Source organism: Pseudomonas sp. GW822-FHT02D10 (genome assembly GCF_058802345.1).
In genome coordinates, this window is the sequence record NZ_JBXAOB010000014.1 from 85,938 (window position 1) to 106,240 (window position 20,303).

The following is a 20,303-nucleotide window of genomic DNA, read 5'->3' on the forward strand; positions in this document are numbered from 1 at the left end:
CTCACTTAATCATGATGAGGTGTTCGACGACGGGGCCCAGCGCGAGCGCCGGCACATAGTTCAGCAAACCGACCAGCAACACCGTGCCGATCAGCAGCACCACGAACAGCATTCCATGGGTCGGCATCGTGCCGCCGGTGACCGCCAGGCGTTTCTTCGCGGCGAGGCTGCCGGCGACGGCGAGCACCGGTACGATCACGCCGAACCGTCCAAACCAGCTGGCGATGGCCAGTATCGTGTTGTAGAACGGCGTGTTGGCCGACAGGCCGGCGAAGGCACTGCCGTTGTTGTTAGCCGCCGAGGTGAAGGCGTAGAGGATCTCGGAGAAGCCATGGGCACCGGGGTTGGCGATCCCCAACCTACCGGCCTCGGCCATCACCGCGATGGCGGTGCCGAACAGCACCAGCAATGGCGTCACCAGAATCGCAATGGCGACCATCTTCATCTCGAAGGCTTCGATCTTCTTGCCCAGGTATTCGGGGGTGCGGCCGATCATCAGGCCGGCGATAAACACCGCGAGGATGGCGAACACCAGCATGCCGTACAGGCCGGAACCGGTGCCGCCGAACACCACCTCACCGAGTTGCATCAGCACCAGCGGCACCGCGCCGCCCAGTGGGGTGAACGAGTCGTGCATCGCGTTAACCGCACCACATGAAGCCGCCGTGGTCACGGCCGCGAACAGGCTGGAGGCGCTGATACCAAAGCGCAACTCCTTGCCTTCCATATTGCCCGCCGCCGTATCGATACCCAGCGCGGAAAACTGTGGATTGCCAAGTTGTTCGTAATGGGTGACGGCAACTACTGCGATCACGAAGATGATCGTCATCGTCGCCAGCAGCGCCCAGCCTTGGCGTATGTCACCCACAACGTGACCGAAGACAAAACACAGCGCGGTCGGAATCAGGAAGATCGCGAGCAACTGGAAAAAATTGGTGATGGCGGTCGGGTTCTCGTAGGGGTGTGCCGAGTTGGCGTTGAAGAAGCCGCCCCCATTGGTGCCGAGCATCTTGATCGCTTCTTGCGAGGCCACCGGCCCCATGGCAATCGTCTGCTTGTCGGTGCTGGCGGCCTTGGTCAGCGGATTGCCCTGGGCATCGAGGGTTGGGAGGCCGGCGGCATTCAGCACCGGCGCCTGGTACTGCATGACCTCCAGCGTCGTGACGTCCTTATAGGGGGCAAGATTCTGGATCGCGCCCTGGCTGACGAAGAACAGCGCCAATATCAGCGACAGCGGCAACAACACCCACAACGTGATGCGGGTGAGGTCGGTCCAGGCATTGCCGATGCTGTCTGCGCTATGGCGTGCGAACCCGCGGATCAGCGCAATCGCCACCACAATGCCGGTGGCGGCGGACAGGAAGTTCTGCACCGTCAGCGCGAGCATCTGGGTCAGGTAACTCATCGTTGATTCGCCGCCGTAGCCTTGCCAGTCGGTATTGGTGACGAAACTGGTGGCGGTATTGAACGACGAGTCGGGCGTGACGGCAGCAAACCCTTGCGGGTTGAACGGCAGGACACCTTGCAAGCGCTGCAAGGCGTACACCGCCAACAACCCAAGCGCGTTAAACAGGATCAGCGCGAGGGCGTACTGAAGCCAGCTCATCTGCACATCAGGCTTGACGCCGGCCAGGCGATACAGCGGCGACTCGATGCGCGAACCGAAGGCAAACCGGCCCTCCATCACGGTGGTCAGCCAGCGCCCAAGGGGCCAGGCCAGAATGCCCAGCGCCAGGAGAAAGGCTCCGAGTAGAACCCAGGCTTGAATAGTCACAGGAAGTCCTCCGGAAACAACAGCGCGGCGACCAGGTAAACCAGCAAGCCGGCGGCGATCAGTCCGCCGAACAGATAGAAGCCCGTCATGACCGTCTCCTGTTGAGCGCTGCACAACCGAGTGCAAGGCCGACCAGACTGATGAAAAACAGCGCACTGAGTAGCAAAAAGATGAAGTCCATGGCGTTTCCTCCGGTAATGAGGAAAGCCTAAATGGACGCTTGGTAAGTTGTTGACAGGATTAGGGGCGGGGAAATAAAGATTTGATAAGGATGCTGCTGAGGTACAACAGGCTGTTTAAAGGTTCAGGACCCCATCAATACAGGTCTTACATAAACCCAAGAATCCGTCACCTTGCCCCTTGATTGGATGACGCTTATAGTCCGCTTCGTCGCCCACATGGCGATTCAGGTTTGGCGACCTGATCACAGAGAATGCGAGGGCTATCCGCTTTATTGCAGGGGCCAACGCACCCGCAAAGCCGCTTTCCATGGCGGCTGTGCGCGGGAGACCTTCGGGTCTGCCGGTTTCTCTGTTGCCGGTTCGCCAACCTGCGCACAGCTGCCACCCATCGTTTGGCGACGACTGTGTGACGGCCTCGAGCCAATCAAACAGAGATCTTCAAAATGAATCGATACATGCCGCTCACCGGAATCGACCTGATCCCGGCCTCCTTGCTCATCGACACCCAAGCCCCACTCGACGTACTGCAAGCCACCGCCGACTACCGCATCCGCACCGTCACTCAGGTGCTGGAAAATATCGCCTTTCGTGCCGACATCGAGAGCGACACAGTGGTGCTGGCCGACTTCGCCAAACTGCTGGCCATTCCGTTGCGCGATGGGTGTGATTTGATGGATGTGATCGGTAGACGCTTGCGGGAACAGGCGGCGAAGTGAATGAAAATGGGCGCTCTGAAGGTGTAATGCTGGCCCGTTAAGTGTTTGAAAGATCGCAGCCTGCGGCAGTTTCTACGGATTTACGTAGGGACTCGACTGCCCGGCGTAGGAGCTGCCGCAGGCTGCGATCTTGGTTATTCTGCATGCACTGAAAGTCTGCGGTTTACTACACCCTTGTACAAAAAGGGACATCCACCGATGACTGCTATCGGCCGATTCTGTTGAAAAAGTCGGATTTTCAGCTCACCTGAACTCAGGCGCGACCACCACCGGAGAACCTACTCACCACATTGAGTGGTTTCTCGGCCCTTCGTTGACCTTTGCTGCTCTGTTAATGGGTTGGTTTGAGGTTTTTTGCTTCGTGCAGGCGCACCTATCCCGTAGAAGGTGGCCCTTGAGATGCAAGTTTGGCCAGACGTCGCAGGTTCTGTACCGCGGCCGCCAGCGTGAACTCATCGGACGCGCCACTCATGCCACGTAGTCGCAAGCGATCCAGTTTCAGGATGCGCTTGAGGTGGGCAAACAACATTTCGACCTTCTTACGTTCGTGGCGAGAGCGCACGTACTCCGGCGTCGCCGCGATGCGTCGAGCCACATCACGAGCGGCTTCGTGGACGCTGCGGACGATCTTGCGAATCGAAGTGTTCGGGCAGCACTTGGCTTTCATCGGACATGTCGCGCAGTCGGTCTGTCTGGATCGGAAGATGATGGTGTTGGCTTTGGTGACGTGCGAACGCTCGTTCTTGAAGGCTCGCCATTCGCTGCGTAATACGTTGCCGGCTGGGCAGCGGTATTCCTCAGCCGCCTCATTCCAGTGGAAATCGTTACTCGAAAAGCTGTCGTTCCTGCGCTCAGTTTTGTCCCACACCGGCACATGCGGTTCGATGTCTTTTTCCTCCACCATCCAGGCCAGCATCGGCGCTGTGCCGTAAGCGGTGTCGCCAATGAGGCGCTCTGGCTTGATGTCGAACTGCGCTTCGACCCGATCGATCATCGTCTTGGTGCTCTCGACTTCTGCGGTTCGATGAGCCGGTGTGGGTTCCACATCCATGATCACGCCGTCCTCGGTATCGATCAGATAATTCGTGGAGTAAGCGTAGAAAGCTGGGCCGCCTGGAGCAGCGGTCCAGCGGGCCTGAGGATCCGTCAGCGACAGGCGCTTCGGTAGCGTTTCGGCCAAAGCCTCTTCATCGAGGGCTTCAAGGTACTCACGCACGGCGCGGGTGCTCAGGGCCGGATCGCTCCAGTTGACCGGTTCATCACCCGGTACGCCGCGCTGGCGACTCGCATCCGCTTTGATGATGCTGGCGTCCACGGCAAAGCCTTCGCCTTTGACCAGACCTGCGTCCATGCAGCGACGCAGCACTTCATTGAACAACCAGCGAAACAGATCGCTGTCCCGGAAACGGCCGTGTCGATTTTTGGAAAAGGTCGAGTGGTTGGGGACTTCATCTTCAAGGCTCAACCGGCAGAACCAGCGATACGCCAGGTTCAAATGGGCCTCTTCACACAACCGCCGTTCGGAGCGGATGCCATAGCAGTAGCCGACGATCAGCATGCGAATCATCAGTTCGGGATCAATCGACGGACGCCCAATCGGGCTATAGAAATCGGCGAGGTAATGGCGCAGGTCGCTCAGATCGAGACACCGATCAATGCTGCGTAGAAGGTGATTGGCTGGAATGTGATCTTCAAGGTTGAACGAGTAAAACAGCCGCTCCTGCCCACTCGATAACTGTCCCATCATGCTGCGTGCTTCCCTGCTGGCCAATGCAGAGATTTTGCCGCAGGCCAGACAGGGGAGCTACTTTTTCAACAGAATCGGCCAGGAGCAGACTGTGGACACGGTATCCCTAGCTCCGTTATGTGCACGTCTGTCATCTCGTTTTTTCTCCCGAGACCGTTTTCTTTCGCGACACTCAAGCCAAACAAGGAGTTACGCACGAATAAAGAACCTTATCAGGCACAAATAGCGCAAAAAATTACCCACTCGTGTCGTCTACCTATAGTTAGAGTCAATAGCGAACTGATCTGACTCTATCGATCCGCCGGAACTCCGTAACACCGACTCCCAAGCACAACACATCTAAACTCTCCAGCACGAGCTTCCTTTAACAGTTTCCGTGTCACGGAGAATTGGACATAAGTCCCCAATGCATCCACGTCGGTCACTTTCGACAGATCCACATAATCGTTGCGCAGTGCATCGGCAATCGCCGGGTTTTCTTTGTCCAGGATCACAACGATATAGAGCAGCGCATTGGGGTATATTTTCGAATCCAGCTTTAGCGACTTGAACCGATCCAAGGCCTCACCGGTACGTCCAGCAGCGAATAACTGCTTCCCAAGTTGATAGGTAGCGGCTCGCACCATCGCTTGATCTGGCAGCTCCGGGTAGGTTGAATTGAGGTCGGACAGTTTGACCACGCAAACACCAGACTCCCAGCCGGAAGGACTGTTCAGCGAGTGATACTCAACATTGCGCATCGTTGATTTGACTGATCGCTCTGTTGCCAGCACCTCTGCCACCCGACCATCGCTATTAGGCATGCCCTCAAGTTGCGACAGCCAGGCGATGCGATCCGCCCCACCTAAGGCTGCATGGCAAAAAGCCTCGCCAATGCCGATTTTCAGGGTTGATTCGAACAGCACTACGGCATGCCTGGCACTCTCCCTTGTCGTGCTGGTTTCGGCACGCAAAGGCGATATGGCATCCACCGCCGAACCACCAAATACGGCACGAAGCTCAGGAGTGTCCTGAATGAATTGGCGCAGCTCACTTTTTGCATCGGCAAATGCAAAGGTGGGTGCAACTGCCATTGAAAGCAGGGCACCCAGCAGGACCAGAACCTTCACCGCTAGCCGATCAGAAATCATTGTCCCTGACCACGGCACCACTTGGCCCTTTCGGATTCACACTTCCCGGAGATACGCCGCCTTCAATCTCAATGGTGCGGCCCTGAGTCTGCTGCTGGCTACTCACACCACCGACGCCCAGTTTGCCGCCGGCCTGACGGTTCTCAAGGCCCTCTTGCTGGGCCTGAGCGGTTGCCGACGCACGGTAGATGGAGATGGTGTTGGACCAATAACCGTCTTCACTGGAGAAAGTTTTGGTGATGACCCCAGCCGGCAGCTTGCCACCGGTGACTGATTTGAAGTCCTCGGAATGGCTTAGAGTGTTCAAGAACGTATGACGGGTATCGTCGAACGCAACCGGGGTTTGCGGCTTGCTATCCTGCCCCACAGGCACATCGAACTGTTGAGCCGATTCGCCCTGAACTTCGTCGAAGCCACCCTGCCAGTAAACCTCACTGCCATTCAAGAAGGCCACCAAGGAATTGTTTGCGCGCATCCTGGACTGTTCGTTCGCCATCTTGGCCATCGTCGCCATGACTTGCTTGTCCTTGTTCTGGCGAATGATGCTGCTGCCAAATCCGATCACAATGGACTCACCCGTAACCGGGTCATTGATCAGCTTCGCCCCCATGGGAGGGACGATCCCCAAAGAAATTTCCTTGGCGATGTACTCGAAGGCTTTCTTTGGATCGGCTGTCGAGACAACCGCACTATTCATGCGATCGAGCGCACCACGGGTTTTGGTACTGCTGGCCAGCGTGATCGTGACTTGATTGTCGGCATCGTTATCGTTAACGCTGTAAGTGACATAACCTGCAAGAATTCCCTTGGCGGTCTCTTTGCAGGATTCTGCAGCGCCCGTCGCGCTGTTTGCCAGCGACTCTTTGCCGGTGTCCAACGTCAACTGTTTGGACGTAGTCGCGCTATTGCAATTGCTCTCAAGGCCCTCAAGGTACTTGACCATCTGGCCTTGGGCGCTATTAAACGCCTTGAAGTATGCACCGCGTTTACTAAGCAAAGTAGCGTTCAGGTTTTCGTAACGGGTGTAACCTTCTGTCGATGCGGAAATGACCCCCATACCGGTCTTTGTCTTGACGGTGAGAATGCCTTGGCCGTTATCGGCAATGAGCTGCTGGTACGCATACCCAAGGCCGTCTTGCATGTTTTCGGCAGTCACTACGTCGCCGGCCTGCGAGGCGGCCTTTTGCGGCTTGTCTGTACCGCCACTGACCGGTGGAACAAAATCATCCAGCGACATCGTAGCCGCATGGGCGACGCTTACAGCAGCAATCAGCGCAACACCAAGGGTGATTGATGAAGCCAAATTCTTGAACGGATATTCCATGGCGAGTATTCCTTCCTTACGCTCTAACAACATCTCACCAGTCGCTTTCAACTTTTTGCTTGAGAGCTGTCACTGGAGCAGATTTTTTGGATGACGCACCCGCTGACACTGGCTTCGCAGCTTCCGATTGCAGGCGCACGATGAACGTCGATGTCGGGAACTTCTCCGCGATGTTCACATTCGATTTCAGAACTTTGGCTTTGGCGATTTTGCTTTGGACGTCGATGATTTCTATCAGCCCAACTTCTATCTCTTGACGGCCCAGGCTCTCTTTGGTGTAGCTATCGACAATGACGTCACCCGCGAGTAACAACCTGTACCTTTGACCCACTTTGATCGACGTGCCGCCCTGGCCAAGGAAAAGCTGATCACCCAAAACGCTTTCCACTTTAATTGGCGCGATGGAATCAACGATCTGCCGGCTAATGGCCTCGGCTGCTTTGGCCGCCAGCCCGTCTACGGAGCCACCCGGCATGGCGCCAGTCCAGCTATCCGCCATCTTGATCTGGCCTGTCGGGGCATCGATGACCCTGTAGCTTATGGACAGGGTGGCCGATTTGGCGGTCAGTGTTCTGCCGGCCAATTCTGTTGATTGGGTATGAATACTTGCATCATCAATCACGCCAACAATCATGTAGTCCGTGCCCAACCGGTTGCCGAGCTTGGCCATTTCCTCCATCGATGTTCCTTCTGAGGAAAGCACACCCATTTCAGATTGGCGCTCCCCCTCAAAGGCACGATCCAGCATTGCGAATTTTCGGCTGCTGGTGAGGTTTGTGGTCAAGTCCATGACGAAGCGGTCGCTGATATTTCCATGATCGGCGCCTTGGGTGCGAAAGGGTAAAACCGTCATACGCAGACGATCGGCTTGTTCCGACCTTGCATATTTTGAAATTGTGGCCTCGACCGATACTGTCCAGACTCCTGCGTTTTCAGCCTTTGATAAAATCCGGTAGCTTTGAACCAAGCCCTTTGTTCGTTGGGCAATGGCCTCAACGGTTGCGCTGGCCGCTGCAAAGTCACTGCCTGCGTTCGTATCCAACGTCTGGGTCAGCTCCGTACTCAGGGTGCTTGAAGCTAATTCAGCACCATTCACTTGAGCGACAGCGGACGACAACGCCGAGGCCGTAGCCGTCCCGAAGGAACTGCCGGAGCCTTCGGTCTGCACGGTCACTCGTTCAAGACTGCCTGCAGCCAATGCGAGAGGTACGGCTAGCATGGCGATAATTCCGGTCAACGCGACCAACACCCTGGACTTCATGTCTTCTCACCTTGCATAAAAAAGGTGGCCGAGGCCACCTTCATTCCATCACCTGATTAGAGGTTACCCATCTTGCTGCTCAGGTCCTTGGTGTCGACCTTGTTGGATTTGGCGTAGTTGAGGAAAGCCTTCGATGTGGTGGTCCAGGTACCCAACAGGGCCGGCAAGTTAGTGGCCACAGTGGTCACGTCATCGAGGCTGCCAGTCAGCTTACTGGCATTCATCGGGTCGGTCTTCAAGCCGCCCAGGCCGCTCTTGGCCGAGTCGGTCCAGGACTGGAAGGATTTCGGCAACTTGGTGCCTTCATACATACCCGCGCCATAGTGAGGTACGGCCGACAGCAGTTTTTCCTGGCCTGCCGCGGACAGGGTGCCATTCTTCTTGATCAGGTCGTTGATCGCCTTGGAGGCATTGTCGGAGACCTTGGTATCACGTGCCAGTTGGTCTTTAGTGATGACAGAGCCTTGACCGTAGTTAGCCGCAGCAGCGCTTGCCTTCTGAGCCTCTTCCTTCAAACCGCCGGCCTCAAGGGTCAGCGATTGAGCCGTAAGCATGTTGTTCATCGACTGCTTGAAGCGCCCCATCAGGTCTTTCTGTTGCGTCAGCAGAGAACCGACATCAACCGCACTGCTTTTGGCTGCTCCGCCAGCAGGGGCGATGTCCGCCAAACCAAAAGCCTGGGCAGCAGGCATTGAAAAGGCAGCGGCAAGAGCCATGAAACCAGTCAAACCCAACTGGGCGGCGATTTTCTTAACGTACATTCGAAGTTCCTTATCAGGGGGTAGTTATGTATGTGGCAGTAGTGCGGATTTTCTGGCGGGATCAGTGGACGCCTTTGGAGTTCAGCTGATCGACCATGGTCTTGGCCGACGACGTTGCCGCCAACCGCAGAGCATTGCGCGATGCCACCTCTGGGTCAGGACCCAGGCCGGCATACTGGATTGGGCCAACCGAGGCCACTCGACGCGGCATTTTTGAAGAGATATCCCATACCTGACTGCGGACCGAAACGAAAACGCGCTTGTTGCCCGTTACCGGATCAACATCGCTCAGACCAATGTCGAGGGTGCCAACGGAGAAATACTTCACCTCGCAGCTACGAGCAGAGGCAATTGCCGCCGAGCGAGACCCAGGGGTCATTTCGTCCGAGGCCGCAAATTCCTTATTCAGAACATCAGGGGCAGGACCACCGCAGTTGGAATAAACATCCGGGTAGCCAACGACTTCAAAGCCATCGCCTGACAATGTTTCGGTCAGTGCAGCATCCACATCACTACCAGAGCGGACACGGTAGGTTCGGTCGTCAGCTTGGCGCAGCGTGCTGCCGCCAGTAGTTGTCTTGTTCATAGAGGTCGAAGACTCAGCAACTGAAGCCCCGCCACCACTAATCCCACCGCTCTTCTTGGCCTTTAACTCTGACTCGTCCATGTTGATCGCCGTCTTGCGATCATCGAACGACTTGAGCGTTGCCGTCTCTCTCGCCACAAAAACGAAGCTAAACATTTGCCCCCCCCCGGAACTGGCCGGGCCGCTACCGGAGGCGTTGAGGCGCGCATCAAGTGCTGCCTCGTTGATGTTCGCCCGAATGGCAATTGAAAAAAGCTGGGTTTCTTTGTTAACGGATTCGTCCAAAACGCTGTAGTCGATGATGTACTCATCAATATTCGCAAGAACGTCTTTTTGTATTGCTTTGTAGCTCTTCATGCGGGCCGGGTTGAAGGTTGCGGTGTAACGGTTCCATGCATTGGCCTTGGCGGCGACGATGCCTTGTTGTCGCAGTTTGGAATCAGGACCTTTCGAGAAAAAACCATTCTCAAACGATAGGTCTGCTTTTCCTTGGACTTCGGCTGCTTGTACCGCTGAAGCCAATAGCCACGAAGCCAACAGCGTTCCAATCCACTTACTTCTCATCACTCATCCCTTGTGTCGTAATGGCTGACTTATGCGTTGAGGCTAACGGGCGCGAGCCAAAATCCCGGACAATTTTTTAAGCTGATCCTTCGTCGAACTACCCTCCGACCATTGCTTCAGCCAATCGCTGTCCGGAGTGGCTACCTGCAACGTAATCTGGTCAATAAGCGAGAACGTTGCTTCTTGGAACGCCGACCAATCGTCTTGGTCGTGGGTGCCCGACACTACATTCTTCGAAACGGCAAATTTGAACGGGCTATCCAGATATACCGTGTTGTCGTCAAAGCTCTTGATCGCAACATTCATGTAAGCGGCGTATCCCCAAGCCGCCTCCACGTTATTTGAGTCGAGCAGCTGTTTCTTATAGCCACGTACAACCAAATGAATACGGTAATCAGGGGTCGGTAGCTCCAGTTGGAAAACATCACCATTAGCAAACCTAGCCGCCATCTTGGAACCGATGGCCGAGCCTTTGGAGTACGGGATATAAGCGACATGATTATTTTCGTAGAGCCGCTCACCAAAGGCGTCTGCGACACGAGAAATCAGAACCTGTGGATCTGCACGAAACTCAGCGAGGGTTTGCCTGGCCTTGGCTTCCAGATCGACGGAGACGATCTGGATATAATTACCAGTCGATGGTTTGACGCTGACCGAAGGTAACCGCTTCGCCGCCTGAGCGAAGAGGCTGTTACCCGAGGTTCCGAAATACAGGCTCCTGATGAGTGACTCTTTGACCTTGTCGTTAACCGGGCCATCGATGACATCCAGCAACTGCACGGCTGCAGGATAAGAGCCAATCACCTTTTTGCTCTCGAAGTCGAAAATCAACACCTGCCCGTGCAAATCAGCAACCAGTTTTGTTCTACCGGCTACTGTCTCGCTCGAGACATTCTCCCACTCAAGAACAAACGCCATGGCAACCGAATCACCAGGAACGAGGCCTGAGGCAAGGTCTCGCTTGATGGTCAGTTTGGGATGATTGCTACCTTGGACATATTTCCAAAGCTCCCCCTCAAGCAGGTATGTGCCATCCTTGCTGTTCTTTTCCTGAAGCAGTCGCGAGCTGATCGGAAAAGCCTTTTCCGACTCAGCCGCGTTACCGGCCAAAGCAAACCCTGCAAAATAGACATTTGTGGGCTCAGCGGAAAACGAAGGGAATGCGGCGATCAGCAGAAGGCATCCACTCAGAAGACGCAGTGAAGGCTTAAACTTAAGTAGACGCGCCGTGAAGCGAAATAGAATACCGCAAACAATCTTGTTCAATGAAGTCAGTCCCTAACTATTCTTGGCAGGATTTCACACCAACTCGCTTAGAATGATTACGCCTGCACGCCTATCCATCCAAGAGTTCAACTTAACCCAGATGATGGCAATAAGGCATTACACTAAAGTATATTCGAATGTTTACGCCTCGTCACCCCAGACAGGAACTCAGACATCAACAGCGGAGGCTATAGACTATGGGACTGGTGTTTTTGAGCTGGATCTTGACGTGATCGCAATCACCTTACTTAACCCCAGGAATCGATCAGGAATGATGAGTATTGCTTCCGTAATCTGCAATACAAACATGCTACCGATAAAGGTGAAATAGGTAATGATCGCAACAAAAAGGCCAGCACCAATTAACGAAAGATGAGACGTTGCAGACTCGAGAAGGAATGAGACACTGTCAGAGTGTTTGTCAGAAATGGCACCGAAGGTGTCAATGATCAGAGAGCATTCTCCAATCACCAACCACGAGCCAAAATTTATAACAACGACTCGAGCGCCCGCCTTGATAAAGCTGGAAAGAACACTCAACCCTTCAAGGGCTGGCGAGGTCTTTTCCGATACAGATACCGAGATTAAAGAAGGGTTGAAAAAAATTGAGGCGGCATAGCACAGGGAGATAAATGTGCCGACGCCATAAAATACAAGATTACTGGAGGATGACTTTATTCCAGAGTAGATCGCTAAAATCAAAACCAGAGCACCCAGCATAAAACAGAGCAACGCCATGATGTCGAAAATAACAGGACTGGATACCGTAGAGGGTGAGTTTTTTACTAAAGCAAGAACAGAAGGCATCAATTTCGTTGATATATACAAAATCAGCAGCGATCCAATTGAAACGCCGATGCCACCAACAAAAAAAGAAAATGAGTCGGTTTTTATAGCAGCCCATATTCCAACTAAAAGAGCATGGACCGAAAAAAACAAGGCAGCGCAGTACCCGTACTTAAACAACGCATTTTCGTTAGATACGAAATAGGTCTCAGACAAAACAGATCTGAGCCTCAACAAAAAACCATCAACATGCTTAATGAGCCGAAATGGTGTGCTGAAAACATCCGTATCAATCATAAATTTCGCCCAAGGCATTATTATAGTTACTTCTTTTCTAAAAAGAAAAGAAGTAGGTTCAGCTTCTAAGCTACAGAGCTTTGGCCCTGCACGCAGAACCACTGCGCCATACAGATGATGGCAGATTACGATCATCGCGAGCCACAATTATTTTCTCTTTTTACGTATCGGGATGGCGCTAAGTTGCTCCCATTGGCGCCGTCCACCTAGCCACTGGGTAAAAAAGTGGCTCTCACGCTGAAACAGCTGTCCCGTAAGTGAGGGGCAGCTTCTGGCCGATTCTGTTGAAAACAGTCGGCCATGGTTTGCGCATCAGAAAAGTACGCGTCCGAGATTGAAATCTTTACTTTTGGCAGAGTCTTCCAGACTCGGATTTCACGTAGCAGCGTGCAAAAACGACGTTTTCACCAGTCAATGATCAGGCAGTTTGGGCAGAGCGACTTTTTCAACAGAATCGGCCGGAAGCTGACATTGATACAGCGCCTGCCGGTAGAATTCGCTCGGACTGATAAGTTGCGTCCGCCCCAGCGGGCAGGCAACAGTTTTGCCCTACGGTCGCTCAAGGCTTTTGAGAGAGGCTTATGGGGCCGCCTACTAAAGGAGTAGAACGCATGTTTATGCGCAGCGCTGCATTGGGTTTATTGATTCTGGGATTCAGCATTTCAGCAGCACAGGCCGGGACTATCTGCACCATTGTGGCAGATGCCAAAAGCGGTGACGTTTTGCAGCAAGAGGGTGATTGCTACCGTCGCGTGACTCCTGCCTCAACATTCAAGATCGCGATAAGCCTGATGGGTTTCGACGCGGCTTTTTTGCGAGACGAACATTTCCCGACCTTGCTATACCATCCCGGTGATCCTGATTGGGGAGGCGCTGCCTGGCTGGAGCCTACAGATGCAGTTCGATGGTTTCAGTATTCTGTGGTGTGGTTCTCTCAACGCGTTACTCATGCGCTGGGAGAGGCAACGGTCAAGCGATATGCCGAGGCATTCGATTACGGGAATACCGACCTGTCCGGTGATCCCGGAAAAAACAATGGCCTTGATCGTGCCTGGATCAGTTCCTCTTTGAAGATTTCCCCTCACGAACAAATCACTTTTTTGAAGAGACTGGTGAATCGCCAATTGCCAGTGAGCCCACATGCCTTTGATATGACGAGTCGGATTTCGCAAATTGCCCAACGGCCCGACGGTTGGAATGTTCACGGCAAAACAGGCACGGCCTTTCCTCGAATGGAGGACGGGAGCAGCGATGAAGCCCATGGATACGGCTGGTTTGTCGGCTGGGCGACAAAGGATGGGCATTCGCTGGTTTTCGCCCGTCTAGTTCAAGACGATCATGCGCAATCCATACCTGCGGGACTACGAGTGCGCGATGTATTGATGGAGCAATGGCCTCAGCTAGCGAACTCGCTAGTGAAACGCAAATGAATGAAAAGGGGACAGTTTTATTTTTCATTGCTGTCGAGGCTTGTGGCAGATAAATAAGTCTGTCTCCTTTTCACATCATGTCTAATATCTCATCAGCTCTTCGCTGAGTGATTTGTTTGTAATCAACCCTGAAATGGTTCTTGGATTTTCGTGCCCACCGCCCATCTCAAACTCATCGAGTTTTTGAAATCACACCAATCATGTATTGATTTAAATCGCGCAGATCCTTAATGCTCCAAGCGTGTGGCGGAATCTTTACACCATTCTCTTGCAACGTTTTTGGAATCAGGTCTCCATTTGGGCGAAGTATTATCGATGATACAATAACGCCCGGATAATCGTTTAGTCGTTTTTTGAAGGCGGATGTTGTAAGGTCAGGTGTAGGAGGATTGCTTTTATTAGCCAATGGTCCTGTTGCTTTGATATCTATTCCGTGGCACATGGCACATCTCTGTAAATAGAGATTTTTCCCATTGACATTATCCGCGTAGGATAGTGATGTTTGAATTAGCGATAAAGTTACTAGCGAGGCGATGAGTGATGTTTTCATTAACATGTGGGTTTTGTCTCGTCCGTGAATGCTAGAGAGCGTCTCTACTGAGCTAGCTTTAGTTTATCCGAAGCTGCTTTGCCATAGGCAAGTAGTTCTGGGCACGGTAGCTCTTGGCCGATTCTTGCCCGTCCCAGCTGACCGAAATCCACCCCCCCAAAGCAGCCTTTCATGCATCTGCAAATCAAAGTGCACTCTATGAACCCTGGGGGCGGCACCCATCAGTCCTGACCCAAAACCCCTACATCACTTGTCTCCCCGCTGCCAGCTTGCTCAGCAACCACTCACTAAAACTCCGCGCCATCGGATTATTCTCACTATCACGATGGGTCAGCAGCGCCCAGTTGGGGCCGCGAATGGTTTCCTCGACCAAGGGTTGCAACAGCCCATTGGCGCGCGCGGGCTGACTCAATAACTGGCTGACCAGGGCGATACCGAGCCCTGCACATGCGGCGTCCAGCAGCAGGCCGGGGTCGGAGAAGTTCAGCCCCTGATCCTTCTGGCCTACATCGATGCCTGCTTCCACCGCCCAGTGGCTCCAGTCCATTTCCCGTTCGCCATGGAGGGTGGTGCGCTCTGCGCTGGGCACCGCCAACAGGCTTGGGTGGCACGCCGGGTAAAGGCGGTCGGCGTGCAGCACCTTGAAGCTGCATTCGGCCTGTGAGCTGATGTCGTCTCGCACGGCGAGGTCGATGGTCTGGCTCGTCATGTCCGGGACTTCATCGGTGCTGAAGATCCAGAGATCAACTTCCGGGTGCTGGCGGCGGAAATCTTCCAGGCGTGGCAGCAGCCAGTGACGGGCGAACGCCGGGGTGGTGTTGAGGACCAGCTGGTTGGGTTTTTGGTACTGCCCGAGGCGGCGAATGCCGACGGCGAGTTGTTGCAGCAGCGCCTGGGTGGTGCTGAGCAGGTCGTGACCGGCATCGGTCAGGCTGACGCTGCGTCCACTGCGATAGAACAAGGGTTGTTCAAGGTACGCCTCGAGGCTGCGAATCTGCTGGCTGATCGCCGATTGGGTGAGGTGCAGCTCTTCGGCGGCCTTGTGGAAGCTGCCCAGCCGGGCGGCGGCTTCAAAGCCGCGAAGGGTGCCGAGAGGCGGCCAGTGCTTGAGCATGCTGATAAGTTCCTCTAATCATTTATCTACAAAATCCATCGTTTGTTTGCCCGTTTTTGCAGACGTAGCATGCATGCCAAGACCGCATAGGCAGTTTTCATTGAACACAATGACTTAACTTAAAGGTGCTTGTCATGCAGCAGAATGAAATTCAAAACAATGGTTGGTTGATGCCGGCGGAATGGGTCAGGCACGCAGCGACCTGGATGGTTTGGCCGCACAACCAGGCACTCTGGGAGTCGGGTTGGGGCGTCACCTTGCCGCTGGTGCAAGAGGACTTCGCTCGTGTGGCCAACACCATTGCCCGTTTTGAACCGGTGAAAATGGTCGTTGACCCTTCTGCTGTCACGAGTGCCAAAGCGTTGTGTGGGCCCAACATCGAACTGATCGAGCTGGCGGTGAACGACAGCTGGTGCCGGGACTCCGGCCCGAGCTTCATCTGCCACCCGCAACAGGGGCTGGCCGGAGTGAGCTGGCGCTTCAACGCGTGGGGCGGGAAGTCGGCCTTTGACCTGGACGAAAGCCTGGCCCGCCGCGCACTCGATCACCTGGGAGTGAAGTGCTTTGCTCCCACGCTGAGTAACGAAGGCGGCGCCATTCATGTGGATGGCGAAGGCACGCTGATCACCACTGAGTCGGTATTGCTCAACCCCAATCGTAATCCGGGCATGAACAAGGCCGAGATGGAGGAGATTTTCACTCACTTGCTAGGCGTGAAGAAGACCGTCTGGCTGCCGGGCGATCCAGACTATGTGACCGGTGACATGACCGACGGCCATGTCGATGGCGTGTGCGCGTTCGCCCGCCCTGGCGTGCTGCTGGTGGACGCCACTCACGACAAGAATTCGGTGTATGCCGAGGTTGTACGAGAAAACCGTCGCGCGTTGGAGCTGGCAACCGATGCCCACGGTCGACCGTTTGAGCTGATCGAACTGTATGAAGCCACCGATGCCGTGGACACCGAGGCTGAAGTGTTTTGTGCCTCCTACACCAACTTCTACATCGCCAACAACGCCATCATCATGCCGGCCTATGGCATTGACGCCGACAACGCGGCTGCCGAAGTGTTGGGGCAGGCGTTCCCCGGACGTGAGGTGGTGCCGGTGCGGATCAATCATCTGGCCCATGGCGGTGGCGGTGTGCATTGCATTACCCAGCAACAGCCAGCCTGGCCACTGAAGGGTTAATTCCATGACTATCCTGACTGTTGCCACAACCCAGATGCCCTGCACCTGGGATCTGAAACACAACCTCGATCAGGCCGAGCAGTTGGTGCGTGATGCGGCCGCCAAGGGCGCCCAGGTCATCCTGCTGCAGGAGCTGTTTGCCTCGCCCTATTTTTGCATCGAGCAACATCACAAACACCTGGCGCTGGCTGAGGAATATCAGCACAGCGCCGTGCTCAAGCGCTTTGCCGCACTGGCCAGGGAATTGGGTGTGGTGCTGCCGCTGAGCTGGTTCGAGAAGGCGGGCAATGCCTACTTCAATTCGTTGAGCGTGGCCGATGCCGATGGGCAATTGCTGGGTGTGTACCGCAAGACGCATATACCCAACGCCATCGGCTATCAGGAGAAGGAATACTTCAGCCCCGGTGATACCGGCTTTCGGGTCTGGGACACTGCTTTTGGGCGCATAGGTGTGGGGATCTGTTGGGATCAGTGGTTCCCCGAGACCGCACGCTGCCTGGCGTTGATGGGCGCTGAAGTCTTGCTGTTTCCCACCGCCATCGGCTCTGAACCGGGCTGCGCCGCGCTGGATTCACGTGACCACTGGCAGATGACCATGCGCGGCCATGCCGCCGCAAACCTCCTGCCGGTGGTGGCAGCCAACCGCATCGGTCGAGAAGTGGCGACCACCGATCCGACCCTGCAGATGAACTTCTACGGCTCGTCCTTTATCTGCAACCACAAGGGCAAGCTCCTCGCCGAGGCTGACCGCGACAGCTTGGGTGTGCTGGTACACAGCCTGGACTTGTCCGCCATGCGCGAAGAGCGCCTGACCTGGGGCATCTACCGCGACCGCCGTCCAGACATGTACGGGGCGCTGTTAAGCCTGGATGGTCGTCACATTAATGCTCGCTGGAATACTCAAGGGGTTTGACATGAACGTGACCAACAAGCTTTTGCTCTGCTCCTTGGGGCTGGCTCTAAGCAGTGTTTTGTCGTCGGTGCAGGCGGAGGAGAAGACCCTGAGGTTGTACAACTGGGCCGATTACTTCGCCGAGGACACCCTGTCCAAATTCACCGCCGAAACCGGGATCAAGGTGATCTACGACGTCATGGATGGCAGTGAGACATTAGAAGCCAAGATGATGGCTGGCGGCAGCGGTTATGACCTGATCTTCCCGGGCGACACCGTTGGCGAACGTCTGATGCGCGCCGGCAGCCTGCAGCCGCTGGACAAGTCAAAGCTCACCGCCCTGGATGACATCGAGCCGGGTCTGCAGAAACTGCGTACGCATTATCTCTACTCGAGCAAGGCCACCGTCCCCTACACGTGGGGCACCATCGGCCTGACCTACAACGCCGAGCAAATCAAAAAGCGTATGCCGGATGCGCCGGTGAATAGTCTGGACATGCTGTTCAAGCCGGAACTGGCCGCCAGGTTTGCGGACTGCGGTATCTCCCTGATCGATTCGCCGGACGAAGTGTTGGCGGTCGCGCTCAACTACCTCGGCCGTGAGCCGCGCAGCGCCAAGCCGGAGGACTTGGCAGCGGCCAGTGAACTCTTGCTGAAACTACGGCCGTACATCCGTAAGTTCCAGTCGCAACCGGTGACCGATCTGGTGAACGGCAACTTGTGCCTGTCGCTTGGTTACAGCGGGGATATGACCCAGGCGCAACGGGCTGCAGATGCCGCCGGCAAGAAAACCACGTTCCAGTATCACATCCCGCGCGAGGGCACCACGGTGTGGATGGACACCATGGCGATCCCCGTCGACGCCAGGCATCCAGAGTACGCCTATGCGTTCATCAACTTCGTCATGCGCCCGGAGAACATGGCCGCCATCAGTAACTTCACCGGTTACCCCACCTCCAACGCCAAGGCACGTCCGAGCGTCGATTCAATGATGCGTAACAACCCGGATATCTACCTCGATGACGCCACTTACGAACGACTGATCCCGGGCAAAGACATTCCCCAGGCGGATATGCGTGCGCGCATGCGGGCGTGGACCAAGTTCAAGACAGCTTCCACGAAATGAACAGAGAGGTACGCATGTCGACACGCCGTGAATTCATCAAGCAGGTATCGGTCGTTGCCAGTCTGGGCGCAGCGGCGTCCATGGGGCTGGGTCTGAATCCACCCCGGGTGCAAGCAGCCATCAAGGGCAGCTGGCATATGCCGGACGAGGGCGACAAACATCGGCGGGCCTTTATCGCCTTTGGTGCACAGGAGGCCATCCACGAGGACTTCGCGCCTGACGTGCAAGATGCCTTGGGCCGGATTGCCCGCACCATTGCCAAGCATGAGCCGGTGACCGTGTTCTGCCGCGAGAGCGAGCGGGATCTGGCTGAAGAAAAATGCGGTACGGGCAACATCACCTTTGTTGTCACGGAGCTGGACGATATCTGGATGCGCGATATTGGAGCCAACTTCGTCATCGATGGCGAAGGTGGGCTCGGCGCGGTGGATTTCAACTTCAATGGCTGGGGCAACAAGCAGCAGCATGCCGATGATGCGCAGCTGGCCGCTTCGGTCGCCCGGACAGCTGACGCCAGCTACATCCGCAGCCGGCTGGTCGGCGAGGGCGGCGCTATCGAAGTGGATGGCCACGGCACGGGGATCATGACCGAAAGTAGCTGGATCAATACCAACCGCAATCCGGGCTGGAGCAAGGCCGACGTAGAGGAAGAGCTGAAGAACAGGCTTGGCTTGCGCAAAATCATCTGGCTGCCTGGAATCAAAGGCAAGGACATCACCGACGCCCATGTCGACTTCTACGCCCGCTTCGTCAAGCCGGGCGTCGTGATCGCGAACCTCGACAACGACCCCGAGTCCTATGACCACGCAGTGACGCTTGCCCATCTGGAGATTCTCAAAAATGCCACCGATGCCGATGGCCGCACGCTGCACGTGCACACCGTGTCGCCTCCGCTCAATCCACGAAAGAGTCGGTTCAGCAAAAACAATCCAGACTTCGCGCCAGGCTATATCAACTACTTCGTGATCAATGGAGCGGTCATTGCGCCCGAGTTCGGTGACAAGGCGGCAGATACGAAAGCCTTTGAGCTGTTGTCCGAGCTCTACCCGGACCGTGAGGTGGTGCAGCTCAATATCGACGCAATCGCCGCCGGTGGTGGCGGCATCCACTGTGTGACCAGTCACCAACCTTTGGTTTAGCCTGGATCAACTCGTTGCCTTCTACAGACGCTGGATCCAGAAACGAATAAGGCGCCAAAGGCGCCTTATATGGGTGCGTTAATCAGATGCCCTCGGTCGTGACCGGCTGGCGTTCGGGCAGAGGGTTGACCGCGAACCGAACGGCCTGCTTCGCTGCCGCTCTATTATTTTTTGCACTCCGCCATCACCACTCGGCAGGTACTCGGCGTACCACCGGACTGGCCGGCATAGCGTATGCAATTATCCAGGGATTTTTGGCGAGCCATGTTCAAGGTGGAGCCCCAAGCCAGGCCGCCCTCGCCGACAGTGGGTAGCGCTTTTGCGTAGCAGTTTGAGCCTGTGCTTGAGGCCGAATAGCGATTGCCTGTACATCCCGCTGTCAGCGCCAGGTTGATGGCGAGCAGGGAGGGTAGGACCCATGACGAGCATTGGCGTGCTGTTTTTCCGGTCATCTCATTTCCCCTATATCTT

Annotated in this window: 19 protein-coding genes; 6 read left to right on the plus strand and 13 right to left on the minus strand. The window is 55.3% G+C overall.

Going from position 1 to position 20,303, the window contains the following annotated elements:
• Nucleotide 1: 1 nt before the first annotated feature.
• Nucleotides 2–1,774, minus strand: a complete 1,773-nt coding sequence (gene kdpA / locus AC1RPZ_RS20870; RefSeq protein ID WP_493139011.1) for a potassium-transporting ATPase subunit KdpA — start codon at nucleotides 1,772–1,774, stop codon at nucleotides 2–4.
• A complete protein-coding gene (gene kdpF, locus AC1RPZ_RS20875) occupies nucleotides 1,771–1,863 on the minus strand; it encodes a K(+)-transporting ATPase subunit F (RefSeq protein ID WP_019689681.1) in 93 nt (30 codons plus the stop codon). Before kdpF ends, kdpA begins: the two co-directional genes overlap by 4 nt.
• Nucleotides 1,864–2,399: 536 nt before the next feature.
• Between kdpF and AC1RPZ_RS20880 the strand changes: the two genes are divergently transcribed.
• Complete coding sequence (locus AC1RPZ_RS20880) at nucleotides 2,400–2,672, plus strand: hypothetical protein (RefSeq protein WP_493139013.1); 273 nt, start codon at nucleotides 2,400–2,402, stop codon at nucleotides 2,670–2,672.
• 373 nt (nucleotides 2,673–3,045) lie between these two features.
• Here the strand turns inward: AC1RPZ_RS20880 and AC1RPZ_RS20885 are convergent, their stop codons facing one another.
• From AC1RPZ_RS20885 to AC1RPZ_RS20920, 8 genes are all read right to left on the minus strand, one after another.
• The gene (locus tag AC1RPZ_RS20885; RefSeq protein WP_493139015.1) at nucleotides 3,046–4,419 is read right to left on the minus strand and encodes a transposase; all 1,374 of its coding nucleotides are present in this window, start codon (nucleotides 4,417–4,419) and stop codon (nucleotides 3,046–3,048) included.
• A 290-nt stretch (nucleotides 4,420–4,709) separates the two neighbouring features.
• Nucleotides 4,710–5,549, minus strand: a complete 840-nt coding sequence (locus AC1RPZ_RS20890) for a hypothetical protein (RefSeq protein WP_493139017.1) — start codon at nucleotides 5,547–5,549, stop codon at nucleotides 4,710–4,712.
• Nucleotides 5,539–6,873, minus strand: coding sequence for a hypothetical protein (locus tag AC1RPZ_RS20895; RefSeq protein ID WP_493139019.1), 1,335 nt, complete (start codon nucleotides 6,871–6,873; stop codon nucleotides 5,539–5,541). The genes AC1RPZ_RS20890 and AC1RPZ_RS20895 overlap by 11 nt, the downstream gene beginning before the upstream one ends.
• A gap of 34 nt (nucleotides 6,874–6,907) precedes the next feature.
• On the minus strand, nucleotides 6,908–8,134 hold the full coding sequence (locus AC1RPZ_RS20900; RefSeq protein WP_493139021.1) for a hypothetical protein: 1,227 nt from the start codon (nucleotides 8,132–8,134) through the stop codon (nucleotides 6,908–6,910).
• Between the two features lie 56 nt (nucleotides 8,135–8,190).
• Nucleotides 8,191–8,895, minus strand: coding sequence for a hypothetical protein (locus AC1RPZ_RS20905; protein WP_493139023.1), 705 nt, complete (start codon nucleotides 8,893–8,895; stop codon nucleotides 8,191–8,193).
• A gap of 61 nt (nucleotides 8,896–8,956) precedes the next feature.
• Nucleotides 8,957–10,045: a hypothetical protein gene (locus AC1RPZ_RS20910; protein ID WP_493139025.1), complete on the minus strand. Its 1,089-nt coding sequence runs from the start codon at nucleotides 10,043–10,045 to the stop codon at nucleotides 8,957–8,959.
• Between the two features lie 42 nt (nucleotides 10,046–10,087).
• Nucleotides 10,088–11,311, minus strand: a complete 1,224-nt coding sequence (locus AC1RPZ_RS20915; protein WP_493139027.1) for a hypothetical protein — start codon at nucleotides 11,309–11,311, stop codon at nucleotides 10,088–10,090.
• A 195-nt stretch (nucleotides 11,312–11,506) separates the two neighbouring features.
• On the minus strand, nucleotides 11,507–12,529 hold the full coding sequence (locus AC1RPZ_RS20920; RefSeq protein WP_493139029.1) for a hypothetical protein: 1,023 nt from the start codon (nucleotides 12,527–12,529) through the stop codon (nucleotides 11,507–11,509).
• Nucleotides 12,530–13,005: 476 nt separating this feature from the next.
• On the opposite strand from AC1RPZ_RS20920, the gene blaOXA reads away from it, so the two are divergent.
• Complete coding sequence (gene blaOXA, locus AC1RPZ_RS20925; protein WP_493139031.1) at nucleotides 13,006–13,824, plus strand: class D beta-lactamase; 819 nt, start codon at nucleotides 13,006–13,008, stop codon at nucleotides 13,822–13,824.
• A 172-nt stretch (nucleotides 13,825–13,996) separates the two neighbouring features.
• Here blaOXA and AC1RPZ_RS20930 read toward each other — a convergent pair whose 3' ends face one another.
• Together AC1RPZ_RS20930 and AC1RPZ_RS20935 are read right to left on the minus strand one after the other, a co-directional pair.
• Nucleotides 13,997–14,374, minus strand: coding sequence for a c-type cytochrome (locus AC1RPZ_RS20930; protein WP_493139129.1), 378 nt, complete (start codon nucleotides 14,372–14,374; stop codon nucleotides 13,997–13,999).
• A 241-nt stretch (nucleotides 14,375–14,615) separates the two neighbouring features.
• Nucleotides 14,616–15,488: a LysR substrate-binding domain-containing protein gene (locus AC1RPZ_RS20935; protein ID WP_493139033.1), complete on the minus strand. Its 873-nt coding sequence runs from the start codon at nucleotides 15,486–15,488 to the stop codon at nucleotides 14,616–14,618.
• Between the two features lie 134 nt (nucleotides 15,489–15,622).
• On the opposite strand from AC1RPZ_RS20935, the gene AC1RPZ_RS20940 reads away from it, so the two are divergent.
• The 4 genes from AC1RPZ_RS20940 to AC1RPZ_RS20955 are packed head-to-tail and all read left to right on the plus strand — an operon-like array spanning nucleotide 15,623 to nucleotide 19,832.
• Nucleotides 15,623–16,675 carry an agmatine deiminase family protein gene (locus tag AC1RPZ_RS20940; protein ID WP_493139035.1) on the plus strand — a complete coding sequence of 351 codons (1,053 nt, stop codon included), beginning with the start codon at nucleotides 15,623–15,625 and terminating at the stop codon, nucleotides 16,673–16,675.
• Between the two features lie 4 nt (nucleotides 16,676–16,679).
• Nucleotides 16,680–17,588 carry an N-carbamoylputrescine amidase gene (gene aguB, locus AC1RPZ_RS20945; protein WP_493139037.1) on the plus strand — a complete coding sequence of 303 codons (909 nt, stop codon included), beginning with the start codon at nucleotides 16,680–16,682 and terminating at the stop codon, nucleotides 17,586–17,588.
• Nucleotide 17,589: 1 nt separating this feature from the next.
• Nucleotides 17,590–18,693 (plus strand): extracellular solute-binding protein, encoded by a 1,104-nt coding sequence (locus tag AC1RPZ_RS20950; protein WP_493139038.1) that lies wholly within the window; start codon nucleotides 17,590–17,592, stop codon nucleotides 18,691–18,693.
• 14 nt (nucleotides 18,694–18,707) lie between these two features.
• The gene (locus AC1RPZ_RS20955; protein ID WP_493139040.1) at nucleotides 18,708–19,832 is read left to right on the plus strand and encodes an agmatine deiminase family protein; all 1,125 of its coding nucleotides are present in this window, start codon (nucleotides 18,708–18,710) and stop codon (nucleotides 19,830–19,832) included.
• Nucleotides 19,833–19,996: 164 nt separating this feature from the next.
• On the opposite strand, the gene AC1RPZ_RS20960 is transcribed toward AC1RPZ_RS20955, so the two are convergent.
• Nucleotides 19,997–20,284 (minus strand): hypothetical protein, encoded by a 288-nt coding sequence (locus AC1RPZ_RS20960; RefSeq protein ID WP_493139042.1) that lies wholly within the window; start codon nucleotides 20,282–20,284, stop codon nucleotides 19,997–19,999.
• Between the last annotated feature and the right edge of the window lie 19 nt (nucleotides 20,285–20,303).

Bases quoted from the DNA above. Each gene is read 5' to 3' on its own strand.
- kdpF (WP_019689681.1), bottom strand. From the start codon at position 1,863: ATGACGGGCTTCTATCTGTTCGGCGGACTGATCGCCGCCGGCTTGCTG.
- AC1RPZ_RS20880 (WP_493139013.1), top strand. From the start codon at position 2,400: ATGAATCGATACATGCCGCTCACCGGAATCGACCTGATCCCGGCCTCC.
- AC1RPZ_RS20885 (WP_493139015.1), bottom strand. From the start codon at position 4,419: ATGATGGGACAGTTATCGAGTGGGCAGGAGCGGCTGTTTTACTCGTTC.
- AC1RPZ_RS20890 (WP_493139017.1), bottom strand. From the start codon at position 5,549: ATGATTTCTGATCGGCTAGCGGTGAAGGTTCTGGTCCTGCTGGGTGCC.
- AC1RPZ_RS20895 (WP_493139019.1), bottom strand. From the start codon at position 6,873: ATGGAATATCCGTTCAAGAATTTGGCTTCATCAATCACCCTTGGTGTT.
- AC1RPZ_RS20900 (WP_493139021.1), bottom strand. From the start codon at position 8,134: ATGAAGTCCAGGGTGTTGGTCGCGTTGACCGGAATTATCGCCATGCTA.
- AC1RPZ_RS20905 (WP_493139023.1), bottom strand. From the start codon at position 8,895: ATGTACGTTAAGAAAATCGCCGCCCAGTTGGGTTTGACTGGTTTCATG.
- AC1RPZ_RS20910 (WP_493139025.1), bottom strand. From the start codon at position 10,045: ATGAGAAGTAAGTGGATTGGAACGCTGTTGGCTTCGTGGCTATTGGCT.
- AC1RPZ_RS20920 (WP_493139029.1), bottom strand. From the start codon at position 12,529: ATGATCGTAATCTGCCATCATCTGTATGGCGCAGTGGTTCTGCGTGCA.
- blaOXA (WP_493139031.1), top strand. From the start codon at position 13,006: ATGTTTATGCGCAGCGCTGCATTGGGTTTATTGATTCTGGGATTCAGC.
- AC1RPZ_RS20930 (WP_493139129.1), bottom strand. From the start codon at position 14,374: ATGAAAACATCACTCATCGCCTCGCTAGTAACTTTATCGCTAATTCAA.
- AC1RPZ_RS20935 (WP_493139033.1), bottom strand. From the start codon at position 15,488: ATGCTCAAGCACTGGCCGCCTCTCGGCACCCTTCGCGGCTTTGAAGCC.
- AC1RPZ_RS20940 (WP_493139035.1), top strand. From the start codon at position 15,623: ATGCAGCAGAATGAAATTCAAAACAATGGTTGGTTGATGCCGGCGGAA.
- aguB (WP_493139037.1), top strand. From the start codon at position 16,680: ATGACTATCCTGACTGTTGCCACAACCCAGATGCCCTGCACCTGGGAT.
- AC1RPZ_RS20950 (WP_493139038.1), top strand. From the start codon at position 17,590: ATGAACGTGACCAACAAGCTTTTGCTCTGCTCCTTGGGGCTGGCTCTA.
- AC1RPZ_RS20955 (WP_493139040.1), top strand. From the start codon at position 18,708: ATGTCGACACGCCGTGAATTCATCAAGCAGGTATCGGTCGTTGCCAGT.
- AC1RPZ_RS20960 (WP_493139042.1), bottom strand. From the start codon at position 20,284: ATGACCGGAAAAACAGCACGCCAATGCTCGTCATGGGTCCTACCCTCC.